Raw genomic sequence first — 15041 nt, forward strand, 5'->3', positions numbered from 1 at the left:
ATGATGAACAAGACTTCAGATTCCTCGAACTCGTCGGTCAGCCCAGAATCTGGAGCAACCGACTCACTGTGGCAGCCCTCTTGGCTGCATTGGCTCCATGCCAGGGCGCTGCCCCAGTCTGAGCCCAAGATGTCTAGATTTTCCTTAAGCGCTTTGGCTAAACTAACACTGTCGGCGTTGAGTGGAACCGTCGAAACCGCGAAACAGACCGCCTGGCTGAAGAAGCACAACGAAGAATTGAGGAAGAGCAACGAAGAGCTGAGGAAGTACAACGAAAGGTTGAGGAAGAGCAACGAAGAGTTCGCGAAGAGCAACGAAGAGTTCGCGAAGAGCAACGAAGCACTGAAGCAGAACGGCAGCGACTTGAGGAACGAGAACGAGCGACTCGCAGAGCTGCTATCCAAAATCGATGGATCGTTCTCCAAACACGGCATCAACTTACCCCTAGCGAACAAACCCAAGCAGCCCTAGAAGACTTTCTCCTGTTTGTGCAGGAGTATGGCGATTAGACCTAAGTAAGATGGTGAAGCTGGACTGAATAGCCAGCCGTTGACCAGAAAATATTTTTCGTGTTCGTATGACGACCATCGCCAATACTATTGCCGCCGAGCTAGACATTCGCCCTGCCCAGGTGGAGGCTACGCTAGAACTGTTTGCTGAGGGAGCGACGGTGCCCTTTGTCGCCCGCTACCGCAAAGAGCGCACGGGGGATCTAGATGAGGTGCAGCTGCGGCAGATTGCTGAGCGCCACCAGTACCTGACGGAGCTTGAGGATCGGCGACAGACGGTGCTGAGCGAGATTCAGTCCCAGGGTAAGCTCACCGAGGCGCTAAAGACTGCAATTCTCGCCTGTCAGCAAAAAACGGAGTTAGAGGATCTCTATCTGCCCTACCGGCCCAAGCGCCGTACCCGCGCCACCATGGCCAAAGAAAAAGGGCTAGAGCCGCTGGCTCAGAAAATTGAAGAGCTGAATAAAACCGGCAAGCGGGCGGTTCTGCTTCAGGAAGCACAGGCGTTTTTGGATCCCTCAAAAGGGGTTCAGTCCGCTGATGAAGCGCTCCAGGGGGCAGCGGATATTTTGGCGGAGCAGGTGGCGGAGCGGGCGGAGCTGCGGCGGTATGTCAGAGATCAGCTGCTAAAGCAGGGCCAGTTCACCGCCAGTGTCAAAAAAGGCCACCCCGAGGGCAGCACTAAGTACGAGATGTATCGGGCCTATCAGTCCCCGGTGCGCTCGATCGCATCCCACAATCTGCTGGCGATTTTGCGGGGCGATCGCGAAGGCATTCTCAAGGTGGGGCTCGAGGTAGAGCCCGACCCTATTCTGCAAACCTTAGACAAGCGGGTGGTGAAAACTCCGGTTCCCGAGGTGCGCCAGTTCTACCGGGGGGTAATTCAAGACGCCTATAGCCGATTGATGAAGCCGTCGCTGACCAGCGAGGTAATGGCCGAGAAAAAAGCCTGGGCCGATGAGGTGTCGATTCAAAACTTTGAGGCCAACCTCAAAAACCTGCTGCTGTCGCCCCCGGCGGGGATGAAGCCCACCCTCGGGGTTGACCCCGGCTTTCGCACCGGCTGCAAGGTGGCGGCGGTGGATGGCACCGGCAAGTTTTTGGAATACCAGGCGGTGTTTCCCCACCAGTCGCAAAACCAGCGGCAGCAGGCGGCCCAAACCCTGGCTGGGATGATTCGTAAGCACAAAATCGAGCTGATTGCGATCGGCAACGGCACCGCCAGCCGCGAGACTGATGCCTTTGTGGGAGAAGTGCTGAAGCCCCTGTCGAATCCCCCGGTGAAGGTGTTGGTGAATGAGTCGGGGGCGTCGATCTACTCGGCTAGCGAGGTGGCCGCGGCGGAGTTCCCTGACCTGGATGTGACGGTACGGGGGGCAATTAGCATTGCCCGACGGCTGCAAGACCCCCTGGCGGAGCTGGTCAAGATCGACCCCAAATCCATCGGCGTGGGCCAGTACCAGCACGATGTTGACCAAAAGCGGCTGAAGCAAAAGCTGGATGACACCATCGAGAGCTGCGTCAACTATGTGGGGGTGGACTTAAACATGGCCTCCCGCGAGCTGCTCACCTACGTGTCGGGGTTGACCCCGGCGGTGGCCAACAATATCGTGGAATTCCGCGACGCTAACGGGGCATTTCAGTCGCGCAAACAGCTGCTGAAGGTGAAAAAGCTGGGGCCAAAGGCCTTTGAGCAGGCGGCAGGGTTTCTGCGCATTCGCAACGGCAAGAATCCTTTGGATAATACAGCGGTGCACCCCGAGAGCTACGGTATTGTGGATGCGATCGCCGCCGATCTCGCCCTGCCCCTAGCGCAAATTTCCAAAGCCGCCGATCGCCTGAAACGCCTCGACATCAAACAATACACCACTGCCGAAGCGGGGGAACTCACCCTGCGCGACATCCTTCAAGAGCTAGAAAAGCCTGGTCGCGACCCCCGCGAGCAGTTTACCTACGCCCGCTTTCAAGACGGCATCAACGAAATCACCGACTTGAAGCCGGGCCTCACCCTAGAAGGAGTAGTCACCAACGTTACCAACTTTGGCGCGTTTGTGGATGTGGGGGTGCACCAAGACGGGCTGGTGCACATTTCGCAAATGGCCGATCGCTTCGTCAGCGACCCCAACGAGATTGTCAAGGTAGGCCAGGTGGTCAAGGTGCGGGTGATGGAGGTAGACCCCAAACTCAAGCGCATTGGTCTATCCATGCGGGCGGCATCCTAAAGCCAGATAAAGGGTCAGAGAAATATTGGGAGTGATGTTGATTCCCCTCGGGCAATCCCCTAAGGTGATCAAGGGCACCGCGCCCCTGGAGCCCCGATCGCCCCCTTACCATGACTAAGCAGCTAATTTTCTTTCGCCACGGCAAATCTGACTGGAATGTGGGTAACGGGCGCGATCGCGATCGCCCCGTGGCCGATCGCGGCATCGTCGCCGCCAAAACTATGGGCAAACTGCTGGCGGCGGCGGGCAAAGTGCCCGATCTGGCGATTACCTCGTCGGCGGTGCGCGCCCGTACCACCCTAGAAATTGCCGTGGATGCTGGCGACTGGGCCTGCCCCATGGCTGTTACCGACGATCTCTACGAGGCTTCTGTTGGCCAGGTGCTAGAGGTGATTCACCAGGTGCCCGACCAACATCGCTCACTCATGCTGGTGGGCCACGAACCAACCTGGTCTGAGGCGGTCGATTATCTGGGCGGCGGTGCGGTGCGCATGCCTACGGCGGCCATGGCCTGCCTGGAGTTTGAGGTGGTTACCTGGTCACAGGTCGAGGCGGGCCGAGGCACTCTGCTGTGGCTGCTGCCGCCCAGGCTTTTTACCTAGGGCGCGCTGCTCTAGCGGTGGCGGTAGGCTGGCCTTGGGGAGCGATCGCAGGCGGAGGGCCTTGTCGGTAGGCCTTCAGGTTTTCGCCTTCAATGATGACGACCCCAGTGGCGGTCTGGACGTAGACTTTGCCATCTAGGGCGTAGACGACCGGGGCCAGGGTAGGGTCTACGCTGGCCTGGGGGGCGGGGGCCACCGGAGACTTTTGCCCAGGGCGCACCGATTGGGGGACGGCGCTGGCCTGCGGGGGCGAGGCCGTAGGGATGATTTGCTGGGCTGGGCGAGCCGGTTCGGGCGGAGGTGCCCAAAGACACGTTTCATCGCCCTCTTCGCAGCGCTCTTTTTCGAGCCAGGCCATCATGTCATCGCCGTGGTGAACGCTTTCGCCCCGCAGGGTTTCGACGTAGAGGGTGCCGCTATTGATGGCAATCTCGCGGATGGGGTACCACTGGTTGCCAGCAATTACAAACAGGTCGAGCTGCTGCCTGCGATTGCCCAAGCGGCTGGTTTGCATCCACCACTGCTTCCACAACTGGCGGGCCGGGGTGTAGTTAACGCGGTAGCCCTTGGGGATTGGGTGGTGGGCGTAGCACAGCACATGGCTCTCTAACCCCTGGCCAATGGGCAAAAAGTGATGATCTAGCAAGACCTGGTGCAGCACCTCGGCGTAATCGGTGTCGCGGCGTACCTCAATGCGGGGCGGCAGGGCGGCATCGTAGGCGGTGGCCAGCAGCGAACCCTTACGACCCAGAAGCTGGCGCAAATTGTTGGCGGGCTGGATGCGTAACGACTGATTTGCTTCTAGGGTGGCATCTCCTGAAACAAACCACTGCAACAGGGTCAAATCATCGAGTGAGGTCATATCAGAACAGCCGCAGGGAACGTGGCGAAGGCTAAACCCATTCAGCTAAGCCAAACTGCGATCGCCTCAGAGCGTTAACCATCGCAGGCTTATTAAGCCCATTTGGTCTAGCTATGAGCCATAAGCTCTGAGACAGTGCAGGCCATCGACTAAACTGCAACGGATCCACACTCTCCTATGCTATTCAATCTTGTGGCGGAAATCTGGAGGGTTTCCCCGTAGTATCAACAAGATTCTGTAAATTCTTATACAGTTTCCTGTTCTTAACCTGGGTAGATCGCTTTAGCGGTTAGCTGCCTAGATACGCCGGGCGTACTCTAGCGGTGGCGGTTGGTTGTAGCCCGGCCCTTAGGGGCGATCGCAGACTGAGGCGCAGGCTTGTAGGCCTTCAAATTTTCGCCTTCAACAATGACCACCCCTAGAGCGGTCTGGATGTAGACCTTGCCCTCTAGGGCGTAGACCATCGGAGCGAGGGTGGGGTCTACCGTTGCCGGGGCAATGGGCTGAGATTGAGCGGACGCGCTGACTGGCGCAGTCAACGGGGCAGCAGCTTGCGGTCCTGGTGCTGACTGGGCCGCAGGCGGTGCCCAAAAACAGGTTTTATCAGCCTCCTCACAGCGGTCTTTTTCGAGCCACACCATCATGTCATCGCCGTGGTGAACGGTCTCGCCGCGCAGGGTGTCGATGTAGAGGGTGCCGTTGTTGATGGCAATGTCGCGCACCGGGTACCACTGCTGACTTGTGAGCACAAACAGATCGAGCTGTAGATGGCGATCGCTCAACCGGCTGGAGTGGCTCCACCACTGCTTCCACAGCTGGCGGGCCTGGCCGTAGGCAATATGGTAGCCCTCCGGAACGGGGTAGTGGGCGTAGCACAGCACGTGGCTGTCTAGCCCCTGTCCAATGGGCACAAAGTGATGATCGACTAGTATCTGGTGCAGGACATCGGTGTAGTCAGTGTTGCGGCGCACCTCAACGCGGGGGGGCATGACGGCATCGTAGGCAGTGGCCAGCAGCGCCCCCTTACGGCCCAGGAGCTGGCGTAGATCATTGGCAGGCTGAATGCGAAGCGCCTGGTTTGCTTCTAGGGAGGCATCCCCCGAAACAAACCACTGTAGGAGAGTCAGGTCGTCTAGTGAGGTCATTTCAGGAACAGTCGCAAGGAACGTGACGCGGGCCAGCGCCCCACAGGTCGTTCTAGATCGCGACGGTCAAAAAACTAGCCCTAGGGGCCAGTGCGCAGAAAATAAGCCTTCGCAAGCCAGTTACCCCGTGAGGTATGGCAATTGAGCAAGCGACTCTGGGCTGTAGTCTGTCAGGTGTTGTCAATGGCAACTCAATACAACGTCAGATAGTCTATGCTCTCTCCCTTATACGGAACGTAGATCCTGGCATCCGGGTTTTTGGCGAGGTGGGTTAAATATGTTTACGTAATGGAGCAATCCTGGTCGAAGGATTTCTCCACTGGCCCCGAGGGTTCTCGGTATAGTGAAAGGGATGTGAACCCGATGGTGCCATGACCACAACCGTCAGCAGACAGCACGGGTTTCTCTCAACCAACGGCCTGCACCTGCACTACGTCAGCCAGGGCCGAGGCCCGCTGATGCTCTTCTTGCACGGCTTTCCAGAATTTTGGTATTCCTGGCGGCACCAGCTTGACGCCTTCTCCGATCGCTATACCTGCGTCGCCCTCGACCTGCGCGGCTACAACGATAGCGACAAGCCCACCGGTATCAATGCCTATCGCCTAGAGGTTTTGGTAGAGGATGTGCGGGGGGCGATCGCCGCCCTAGGCTATGACCAAGCCGTTTTAGTGGGCCATGACTGGGGCGGGGCGATCGCCTGGGCTTTTGCCTACGCCCATCCCGAACTGCTCCAGTCGCTGATTGTGATGAATAGTCCCCATCCGGCCAAGTTCAGCGAGGGGCTGCGCACCCCCCAGCAGCTATGGCGCAGTTGGTATATCGGGGCTTTTCAGCTACCGCTGCTGCCCGAACTGCTGCTGCAAGCGGGCGACTATTGGCTGATCGAGCAAATGTTTCGGGGCATGGCGATCGATAAAACGGCCTTTAGCGACGCCGATCTGCGGGCCTATAAAACGGCTGCCGCTAAGCCCGGTGCCCTCACCGCCATGGTCAATTACTATCGCGCGCTCATGCTAGGCGACCAGCGGCGAACCGCTGGGGAAATTCTCAACATACCCACGCTGCTGATCTGGGGCGAGGAGGATGCCGCCCTAGGTAAAGACCTCACCTTTGGTACCGAAGCCTACGTGCGCCATCTGCGGCTGCGCTATATTCCCCAGTGCAGCCACTGGGTGCAGCAGGAGCAGCCGCACCAGGTCAACGCCCTTATAGATGAATGGCTCCGCTAAGCCCTCTCTTGCTCACGCATATGTTCGATAAACGCCGAACCACAGGCCAGCTTTTTGGCAAGGGTTGAGTCAGGCGCGATCGCCCGCCAAAAGGGCGTCACCTGACTAGGATCTGCTCCCAACTGAATGTCTTCCCAGGCGGCTTCTGCAACGATCCGGGCGCAGGTAGAGGTAGACAGGGGGCACGCCACATCGCTGTTCTGGGTTTTAGCGATGGACTCCCGCATGTCCTTGAAGGCGATTTGTTGGCCTGCAGGAATAGCCTCTATAAATGCTTTGACCAATTGTGGGGTTGGCATCAACAGGGTGCCACCCGCTAGCGCCCCCGCCATCGGCTTCTGAAGCACCTTCACCTTGGGCTCTTTTGGCTCTTCGAGTTTTTGCTTCCAGGTTTTGGCCATCTTGAACCGCCTTTGCTCAATCTATTGCTAAACTGAACAGTACCGTACTGTTCAGTTTGTGGTCAAGCCTCGTTGGCGGCCTCTCGCGGTCTTATCTGCCGAAGCGGTAAACAGGCTACAGGCAGGGGGGTGAGCGGTTTGCCCGTCGGTTCGTTTAGATAGCAGTAGATAGCAGCGGAAATGGCAAAACTATCGGGTACACCACCGGAGCGAATTATTGCTGCGGCCAGGCGTTTGTTTTTTGGACAGGGCTTTGAGCGGGTCTCAACCGATTTGCTTGCGGCAGAGGCCTCGGTCTCTAAAGCGACGCTCTACAAATATTTTCCCAGCATGAACGCTGTCTTTCGAGCGGTGATCGATGCCGAAATCGATGTATTTGAGAGCGGTGTTCCCGCTGCCATGGCAACACCCGCCGATTTTGAGACGGCTCTGGTACATTACGGCACCAATCTGCTGAATTTTCTCAACCAGAGCGAAATCATTCAGTTTACCCAGCTCATGTTTGAGGAAGCCCGTGCCCATCCCGATGTGGCCCGCGAGTTCTATGCAGCCGCCTATGGCCGAACCCTAAACGACCTCAGCCAAATCATTCAGCACGGGCTTTCCAATGGCTTTTTAGTTTCTTCCCTAACCGTTGATGAGCTGGCGGAGCAATTGCTAGGCATGTGGGAGGGGTTTCGCTTTATTCAAGCGCACCTTGGGTTGACCCAGACGCCCTTCGAGCAGCCTCAGCAGTGGTCTGAAAAATGTGTGCGAACGCTTTTGCGTAGCTAAGTGCTGGTGTGACCTGAAGCTAGAGCCCCTAGCGACAGTAATGACGTTGTATTTAGCGCCCCGTTGAAATTACCCCAAGGTGTTGATCATGCCGTTTCAGAAGTACGAGCGTCCGTTGAACAGGTTTGATGAGGTTGTAGATCGCTGGCGCAGGGTACGGCGCGACGGCGGGGTTGCTGCTTTCTCCGCCGCTGTGGCGATCGCCACCCATACCCTATTCCCCCTCCTGCGCTGGATGCAGCGGCGGCGGATCGACCGGGGCGAAACCATTTGGCTAGATGATCTGCCGGGGCCTGCCCCCACCCAAACCTTTAGCGAGTTGCCGCTGGTGCCCGCTGACCTGACGCCCAACCCCGGTAAGGTGCGGCGTAAGGCTCGCCACATGAAGGTCGAGTACCCACCGATGGCCTATCCTTTTGCCTATCGCCAGCCGCCCATCTCAGGCAATACGATTAACGGCCTGGGGGAAACAACTCCCCGCCGTGCCCACCATGTTTTCTTTGGCGATGCCTACAAAAGGGCCTGGGGCAAGCTCGACTGGTACTTTCAGATTATGGAGCCAACGGCCATCCATCGAATTATCGTCCGCATGTTCTGGCAAGACCGGCGGCGAGTAGGGCCTGTAGCTCGCCAGTCTACGATAACTATGCCCCCCGACGAAGCGGCGGCCCAGATTAAGGCGCTAGCACGCCAGCGGGGTGCAGCCCTGGTGGGCATTACGCCACTAACCGAAAATCTTTGCTACCACGACTTTGACCCGCCGTTTGCCTACGCCATTGCGATCGCTATACCTATGGATCGCGAGGAGATGCTCCACACACCCAGCGAGCGATCAAATCGTGAGATTATGCGCACCTACTTAGACGTCAACCGAGTGGCGATCGAAGTCGCTGAGCAGATTCGCAAAATGGGCTGGCCCGCCCAGGCATCGACCAATCTGGCTCCCGACTCTAGCGTTGAGGTTTTGCATGTTCCCGTTGCCATTCAGGCTGGACTAGGGCAGCTGGGCAAACATGGCTCCATGATTACCCCAGAGTACGGATCTAATGTGCGCCTGGCCACCGTTCTGACCGATATGCCCCTGGCGATCGACCAGCCAAGAGACATTGGTGTGGACGATTTCTGCGCTACCTGCCGCATCTGCGAAACCAACTGTCCTCCCCATGCTATTTCTCCGGAGAAGCAGATGGTGCGGGGTATGGAGCGTTGGTACGTCAACTTTGACAAGTGTGCGCCCTACTTTGCGGAGACCCGTGGGTGCGGCATTTGCATCGAGGTCTGCCCTTGGAGCGAGCCGGGGCGTGGGCCATCAATGGTTAAAACATTACTGGAGCGTCGAGGTCAGCGATCCTCGGCGGTCTAATCGAAGCAGACTGGGCCAGGGCCGTGTTTCCGGAGATAGTCGCCGTCGGGCTGAAGTTAGCTTCTGCCAAGACTGCTTTTGGAACCTTTTCCCGCAGGATACCAACCATGGCCAGACGCACGCAATTTGCCCTATCGACCCTCAACCTCTACAACCTCAACCTGCCTGGGCTGCGCATGTACGGCGACACCCAGGGCTGGGATGAGCCCGCCTACGATCGCAAGCTAGAGTGGATTCGTCGCACGATCCTTCAGCACCCGTCGGATGTGTGGGGGGTTCAGGAACTGTGGCGCCATGACGCCATAAAAGCCGTATTTGACCATCCTGCCCTGACCGACTACGCGCTGCTGGTGCCCCCAGGGCACAGCGGCCAAAAAATTGTCTGCGCTGGGGCAGTCAAGAAAGACATCCTGGTGGGTGAACCGGAATGGATCAACCGCTTCCCCGACAAGTTCAGGTTAGAAAGCCAGGGCGGCGATGACCAAACCCCTACCGTTGCCGTGAGACTCAACGGCTTTTCTCGACCGGTGCTGCACTTCAAAGTGCGCCCTCGGGCCAGTGGCCCAGCCATTTCGGTCTACGTGGCCCACTTCAAATCTAAGAGGATGTTTTAAAAGGGTCAGATTGAGCAACAAAAGTTACCTGTACGGATAACCTTGATCCTTAAAACCCTCATTCCTTCGTAGTAGTTCCTCGGTGGTCAAGGTAGTTCTGGCTACCCTATAGGACTTTTCAAACACCCTCTAAGGCCCCGACCCAAATTCACACCGAGGGCTGGTACCGCGACGACAAGACCTACTACAGCCGCCACAGCGATGCTCTCGGCGGTGCCCTCTCCACCATTCGTCGCACAGCAGAAGCCACCGCCCTGCGCATGATGCTGACCGAAGTGCTAAAGGGTACCGACGACGGGGTGGTGGTGCTGGGCGATCTCAATGACGGCCACACCAGCAATACGCTGAACATTCTGACGGCGCAGCCCAACTACATTCTCAGCGGGCTAGACCAGGGCGGTAGCGATACGGCCCTCTACGCGGTTAGCCGCTTGCAGCAGTACCGCAGCGATCGCGACGTCTACTACACCCACATCTACCAAAACCTGCGGGAATCGCTGGATCACATTCTGGTCTCCCAGGAGTTTTACGATAACTCTCGCAAGCGCCAGTGGGCGTTCAAAGGCATGGATATTGTCAACGACCACCTCAACCACGATCAGCACGACGAGGATGGATCCTCTGACCACGGTATGGTCAGAGCGCTGTTTGAGTATCGCCCCGCCAAAGCCTGATTGGCAGCTCGTGCAACCCCTGGGCAGGCCTTGGGCAACCTAGGGATGCCCCTTTTTGTGGATGCCGCCAGCCATGCGTGTGCTCGTACTCAGCCACACTTACATCGTTGACCTCAACTGTGAAAAGCTGCGTGCCCTGGCCCAGCTTTCTGCCGATATGGAAGTGGTGGTGGGCGTTCCCCGGCGCTGGCAACCCGGCGGCGTACAAAACCGGCTGATTGTGTCTGAACCTCGCCGTGAAGGTAACTTTCGGGTGCAGCCCCTCAGCAACCTGAGCCAGAACAACCAGGGGTTGCTCACCTTTGGTCCCGATCTGGTGTCGCTGCTGCGAGAGTTTCGGCCCCAGGTAATTCAGGTCGAGCAAGGTGCCAAAGCCCTGGCCTACGCTCAAACCATTACCCTCAACCGTCTGCTAGGTCTGGGGGCAAAGAATGTCTTTTTTACCTGGTGGAACTTGCCCTACCAGCTCAAATTTCCCATCTCCACCCTCGAAGCCTATAACCTGCGCCATACCCATGGGCTGGTGGTGGGCAACCAGGACGGGGCCAATGTTTTGCGCCAACGCGGCTATACCGCTCCCTATCAGGTCATGCCGCAACTGGGTGTCGATGAAACCCAGTTTCGCCCCCAGCCCCAGCCAGAGCTAGCCCAGTCCCTCGCCATCCCTAGCGGTGCCTTTGTCGTGGGCTACTGCGGTCGCTTTGTGGCCGAGAAAGGGCTGCTCACCCTAGGCGATGCACTGGCCACGCTGAAAGACCATCCTGAACCCTGGGTGTGGCTGCTGGCGGGGCGAGGCGAGCTGCGGGATACTATTCAGGCTAGGGCTGAGGCAGCGGGTATAGGCGATCGCCTGCGCTGGGTGACCGGCATTCCCCACGACCAGGTGCCCCACTACATCAACCTCATGCACACCCTGGTGCTGCCCTCCGAAACCACCACCAAGTTTCAAACCCTCACCGCCAAAGGCTGGAAAGAACAATTTGGCCATGTGCTAATCGAAGCCATGGCCTGCGCCATCCCCGTTGTCGGCTCCGACTCCGGCGAAATTCCCCACGTCATCGGCGACGCTGGCCTGGTTTTCCCCGAAGGCAACGCCCCTGCTCTGGCCAACCACCTGCGCCTGCTGATGGAGAATTCTGACCAGCGACAGTTCCTAGCCGATGCAGGCTACCACCGCGCCATGAGCCGCTACACGAACAAGGCGCTAGCGAAGCAGCTGCTGGAGTTCTACGAAGAAATTGGCGTAGAGAGATGAGGAAGGGAACTCCAGAATCCAAAATCTAAAATCTAAAATCTAAAACCACCCACTCCTCCATGCGCGTCCTCCAAATCATCCCCTCCATCTCCCTCATCTACGGCGGCCCCAGCCAGATGGTGCGCGGCTTTGCCCAGGGGTTGGCCGCGGCGGGGGCGGAGGTGACGATTCTCACCACCAATTCCAATGGCGATTCAGGTCAGCCGCCGCTGGCGGTTCCCCTCGGCGTAGCGGTACAGGAAGAGAACTATACGGTGCGCTACTTTGCCTGTTCGCCCTGGCGGCGGTATAAGTTTTCGGCGGGGCTGGTGACCTGGCTCTACCGGCACGCCCACGAGTTTGACCTGGCCCACATTCACGCGCTGTTTTCGCCGTTGAGTACAGCGGCAGCGACGGTGGCGCGCGATCGCGGCCTTCCCTACGTGCTGCGTCCCCTGGGCACCCTCGACCCGGCAGATTTGCAGAAAAAGAAGCGCCTCAAGCAGGTCTATGGACGGCTGTTTGAAGCGCCTAACCTAGCCGGGGCGGCGGCGCTGCACTTCACCAGCCCAATCGAAGCAGAGATTTCCCACCGATTTGGGGTAAGCATTCAGGATTGGGTGATACCCCTAGGCGTACAGCTTCCGACAGCATTGCCAGAGGCTGAGCGTCAGAGCATTTTGGCGCAGCTGGGGATTCCTCAGGATCGGCCCCTAGTCCTTTACCTCTCCCGTCTGGATCCTAAAAAGGGACTTGATTTGTTGCTGCCTGCCCTGGAACAGCTCACCGCCCAGGGCATCGATTTTCACCTGGTGCTGGCGGGGGGCAACCCCCAAGACCCGGCCTACGAGCAGGCGATCGCCCAGCGCATAGATGGAGGAGTTTTGGGCGATCGCACCACGCTCACTGGCTTTATCACTGGCTCGACTAAAGCTGCTTTGCTGCAAGCCGCCGATCTATTTGTGCTGCCCTCATACTACGAAAACTTTGGCATTGCCGTCGCTGAGGCCATGGCAGCAGGGATCCCGGTAGTGGTGTCTAAGGGAGTTTACATCTGGCCCGACATTGCCGCCAGCGGCAGCGGCTGGGTTTGCGATCTAAGCGTAGAGGGGGTAACTCAGTCTCTAGCCGAGGCGCTGCAAGATTCAGCCCAGCGACAGCTGCGGGGGCAGCGAGCTAGAGTTTATGCTGGGGAATATTATGACTGGGGGGCGATCGCCCATCAAACCCTAGCCGCTTACCAGACCGTTCTACCCAAATCCCTACCCAACTCCCAAATTTCTTTCCCTCTGTGACCGACGTCTGAATAGTGTCATAATCCGCACCCCCAACCCTGGGGCAAACGGTGTATAAAGATACGTATAACGGTACGTTAAGAAACCTATTAGGTTTTTCACCCTTTAGGGGAAAATTTAAACCTAGAGCGAGATCTACCCCTAGCCACTGCCGAGTTATAGGTCAACCTCCCATGCTTCAGGATGCCAAAGCTGTTCGGTACTATCAGCGAATTACCGACGCCTTCGTCGATCAGTGGAACCGAGGCTATCGCACCAACGAACTGCGTCTTTACCTCGAAGGCTACCTGGCCGCCCTCCGCCACTCCGATGCCCTTGAGCCCTACCTAGTCCACCGGCTCGAAGAAGACACCATTCGGTATCTCAACGATCCCTCTAATTTTGTTGTTCCTCTGCCAGAGCCAGAAATCTATTAAGCGTAGGGCCGTCGATGGCTATCGGCGGCTTTTTAAGTGCCTAGCTCCCTTAAATGAATTTCTGCCAGTAGAGCCAAGCTAATTGGCTTGGCCAATCTGCTGCAAGACTCACCGCACCGGCCTATTCACCAGGTCTACAACAAAAAAGCTCCTGCCCTAGGGCAGGAGCTTTTCTAATTCAGCCCTCTCGGGTTAGCCTCAACCTTAGTCGAGGTCGCCCATAGCGAGCACGGGTTCAGTTTCGCGATCGATGCCTTTCTCAAAGCCTGCCTCAGCCGCGCGAGCGCGACCGGCGTGCCAGAGGTGGCCAATCAGGAAGAAGAAGCCCAGCACAAAGTGAGAGGTCGACAGCCACTGGCGGGGGTTCACAAAGTTCACAGAGTTGATTTCCGTGATCACACCGCCCACCGAGTTGATGGAGGCGTTGGGCGCGTGAGTCATGTACTCAGCGGCGCGACGCACCTGCCAATCTTGGATGTCGTTGGTCAGCTTGTCGAGGTCAAGGCCGTTGGGGCCGCGCAGGGGCTCCAACCAGGGGCCTTGGAAGTCCCAGAAACGCATGGTTTCACCACCAAAGATGATCTCACCCGTGGGAGAGCGCATCAGGTACTTACCTAGACCCGTGGGGCCTTGGGCCGCACCGATGTTGGCACCCAGGCGCATGTCGCGCACCAGGAAGGTCATCGCCTGAGCCTGAGACGACTCGGCGTTGGTGGGGCCGTAGAACTCAGAGGGGTAGGCGGTGTTGTTGAACCACACGTAGCAGGAGGCGATAAAGCCCATCAGGGACAGAGCCCCTAGGCTGTAGGACAGATATGCCTCACCCGACCAGATCAGAGCGCGACGCGCCCAGCCAAAGGGCTTGGTGAGAATGTGCCAGATACCGCCAGCGATGCAGATTAGGCCGACCCAGATGTGGCCGCCAATGATGTCTTCCATGTTATCGACGCCGACAATCCAGCCGTCGCCACCAAAGGGAGAACCCGCCAGGTAGCCAAAGATCACAGCAGGGTTGAGGGTCGGGTTGGTGATGACGCGCACGTCGCCACCGCCCGGTGCCCAGGTGTCATAGACGCCGCCGAACACACAGGCCTTGAGCACCAGCAGCAGCGCACCGCAACCCAGCAGGATGAGGTGGTAGCCGATGATGTTGGTCATCTGGTTCTTATCTTTCCAGTCGTAGCCGAAGAAAGAAGAGTATTCTTCCAAGACTTCGGGGCCGCGCAGGGCGTGGTAGATACCGCCCAGACCCAGCACTGCCGAGGAAATCAGGTGCAGCACACCGACGACAAAGTAGGGATAGGTGTTGATCACTTCACCACCCGGCCCTACACCCCAGCCCAGCGTGGCCAGGTGAGGCAGCAGAATGAAGCCCTGCTCATACAGAGGCTTGTCGGGAACAAAGTGGGCTACTTCAAACAGGGTCATAGCCCCGGCCCAGAACACAATCAGACCAGCGTGGGCCACGTGGGCACCCAGCAGCTTGCCGGATAGGTTGATCAATCGAGCGTTACCAGACCACCAGGCAAAGCCGGTAGATTCCTGGTCGCGCCCAGCAAGAAACGAGTTACTAGAGAGCGTTACCACGGGGGAGTACCTCTTCGGGGAATACAAACTTCTCATGGGGCTGGTCGGTCGGGGCCATCCAGGCCCGGATGCCTTCGTTCAGCAAGATGTTCTTGGTGTAGAAGGTCTCAAACT

Annotated in this window: 15 protein-coding genes and 1 pseudogene; 11 read left to right on the plus strand and 5 right to left on the minus strand. The window is 58.0% G+C overall.

What is annotated here, in order from left to right; all coding sequences use genetic code 11:
- The first annotated feature begins 129 nt into the window (after positions 1–129).
- From VB780_RS12600 to VB780_RS12610, 3 genes are all read left to right on the plus strand, one after another.
- On the plus strand, positions 130–471 hold the full coding sequence (locus tag VB780_RS12600; RefSeq protein ID WP_323351505.1) for a hypothetical protein: 342 nt from the start codon (positions 130–132) through the stop codon (positions 469–471).
- Positions 472–577: 106 nt separating this feature from the next.
- Positions 578–2731, plus strand: coding sequence for a Tex family protein (locus VB780_RS12605; protein ID WP_323351506.1), 2154 nt, complete (start codon positions 578–580; stop codon positions 2729–2731).
- Positions 2732–2841: 110 nt separating this feature from the next.
- Positions 2842–3333 (plus strand): histidine phosphatase family protein, encoded by a 492-nt coding sequence (locus VB780_RS12610; protein ID WP_323351507.1) that lies wholly within the window; start codon positions 2842–2844, stop codon positions 3331–3333.
- Here VB780_RS12610 and VB780_RS12615 read toward each other — a convergent pair.
- Positions 3326–4195: a hypothetical protein gene (locus VB780_RS12615; RefSeq protein WP_323351508.1), complete on the minus strand. Its 870-nt coding sequence runs from the start codon at positions 4193–4195 to the stop codon at positions 3326–3328. The two genes, VB780_RS12610 and VB780_RS12615, sit on opposite strands and share 8 nt — an antisense overlap.
- A gap of 317 nt (positions 4196–4512) precedes the next feature.
- Positions 4513–5340 carry a hypothetical protein gene (locus VB780_RS12620; RefSeq protein WP_323351509.1) on the minus strand — a complete coding sequence of 276 codons (828 nt, stop codon included), beginning with the start codon at positions 5338–5340 and terminating at the stop codon, positions 4513–4515.
- Between the two features lie 371 nt (positions 5341–5711).
- On the opposite strand from VB780_RS12620, the gene VB780_RS12625 reads away from it, so the two are divergent.
- The gene (locus VB780_RS12625) at positions 5712–6569 is read left to right on the plus strand and encodes an alpha/beta hydrolase (protein WP_323351510.1); all 858 of its coding nucleotides are present in this window, start codon (positions 5712–5714) and stop codon (positions 6567–6569) included.
- Here the strand turns inward: VB780_RS12625 and VB780_RS12630 are convergent.
- A complete protein-coding gene (locus tag VB780_RS12630) occupies positions 6566–6970 on the minus strand; it encodes a hypothetical protein (RefSeq protein WP_323351511.1) in 405 nt (134 codons plus the stop codon). The genes VB780_RS12625 and VB780_RS12630 overlap by 4 nt on opposite strands.
- 180 nt (positions 6971–7150) lie before the next feature.
- Between VB780_RS12630 and VB780_RS12635 the strand changes: the two genes are divergently transcribed.
- The 7 genes from VB780_RS12635 to VB780_RS12665 all read left to right on the plus strand — a co-directional run bounded on the left by VB780_RS12635 (position 7151) and on the right by VB780_RS12665 (position 13340).
- Entirely contained in the window at positions 7151–7744 is a 594-nt protein-coding gene (locus VB780_RS12635) for a TetR/AcrR family transcriptional regulator (protein WP_323351512.1), read from the plus strand.
- A gap of 88 nt (positions 7745–7832) precedes the next feature.
- A complete protein-coding gene (locus VB780_RS12640; RefSeq protein WP_323351513.1) occupies positions 7833–9107 on the plus strand; it encodes a 4Fe-4S dicluster domain-containing protein in 1275 nt (424 codons plus the stop codon).
- Positions 9108–9214: 107 nt separating this feature from the next.
- Positions 9215–9721, plus strand: coding sequence for a hypothetical protein (locus VB780_RS12645; protein WP_323351514.1), 507 nt, complete (start codon positions 9215–9217; stop codon positions 9719–9721).
- Positions 9722–9981: 260 nt separating this feature from the next.
- Positions 9982–10395, plus strand: a complete 414-nt coding sequence (locus VB780_RS12650; RefSeq protein WP_416349229.1) for an endonuclease/exonuclease/phosphatase family protein — start codon at positions 9982–9984, stop codon at positions 10393–10395.
- 73 nt (positions 10396–10468) lie between these two features.
- Positions 10469–11650, plus strand: coding sequence for a hormogonium polysaccharide biosynthesis glycosyltransferase HpsO (gene hpsO, locus VB780_RS12655; protein WP_323351515.1), 1182 nt, complete (start codon positions 10469–10471; stop codon positions 11648–11650).
- A gap of 59 nt (positions 11651–11709) precedes the next feature.
- Complete coding sequence (gene hpsP, locus VB780_RS12660; RefSeq protein WP_323351516.1) at positions 11710–12924, plus strand: hormogonium polysaccharide biosynthesis glycosyltransferase HpsP; 1215 nt, start codon at positions 11710–11712, stop codon at positions 12922–12924.
- A gap of 173 nt (positions 12925–13097) precedes the next feature.
- Positions 13098–13340 carry a DUF6761 family protein gene (locus VB780_RS12665; protein WP_323351517.1) on the plus strand — a complete coding sequence of 81 codons (243 nt, stop codon included), beginning with the start codon at positions 13098–13100 and terminating at the stop codon, positions 13338–13340.
- A 204-nt stretch (positions 13341–13544) separates the two neighbouring features.
- Here the strand turns inward: VB780_RS12665 and psbC are convergent, their stop codons facing one another.
- Both psbC and VB780_RS12675 read right to left on the minus strand, forming a co-directional pair.
- Positions 13545–14927 carry a photosystem II reaction center protein CP43 gene (psbC, locus tag VB780_RS12670; protein WP_323351518.1) on the minus strand — a complete coding sequence of 461 codons (1383 nt, stop codon included), beginning with the start codon at positions 14925–14927 and terminating at the stop codon, positions 13545–13547.
- Positions 14911–15041: pseudogene (locus tag VB780_RS12675) on the minus strand (photosystem II D2 protein (photosystem q(a) protein)); the annotation flags it as partial. The pseudogene VB780_RS12675 and the gene psbC, both read right to left, overlap by 17 nt.

The organism is Leptolyngbya sp. CCNP1308 (assembly GCF_034932455.1).
Classification (GTDB): Bacteria; Cyanobacteriota; Cyanobacteriia; order Phormidesmidales; family Phormidesmidaceae; genus Nodosilinea.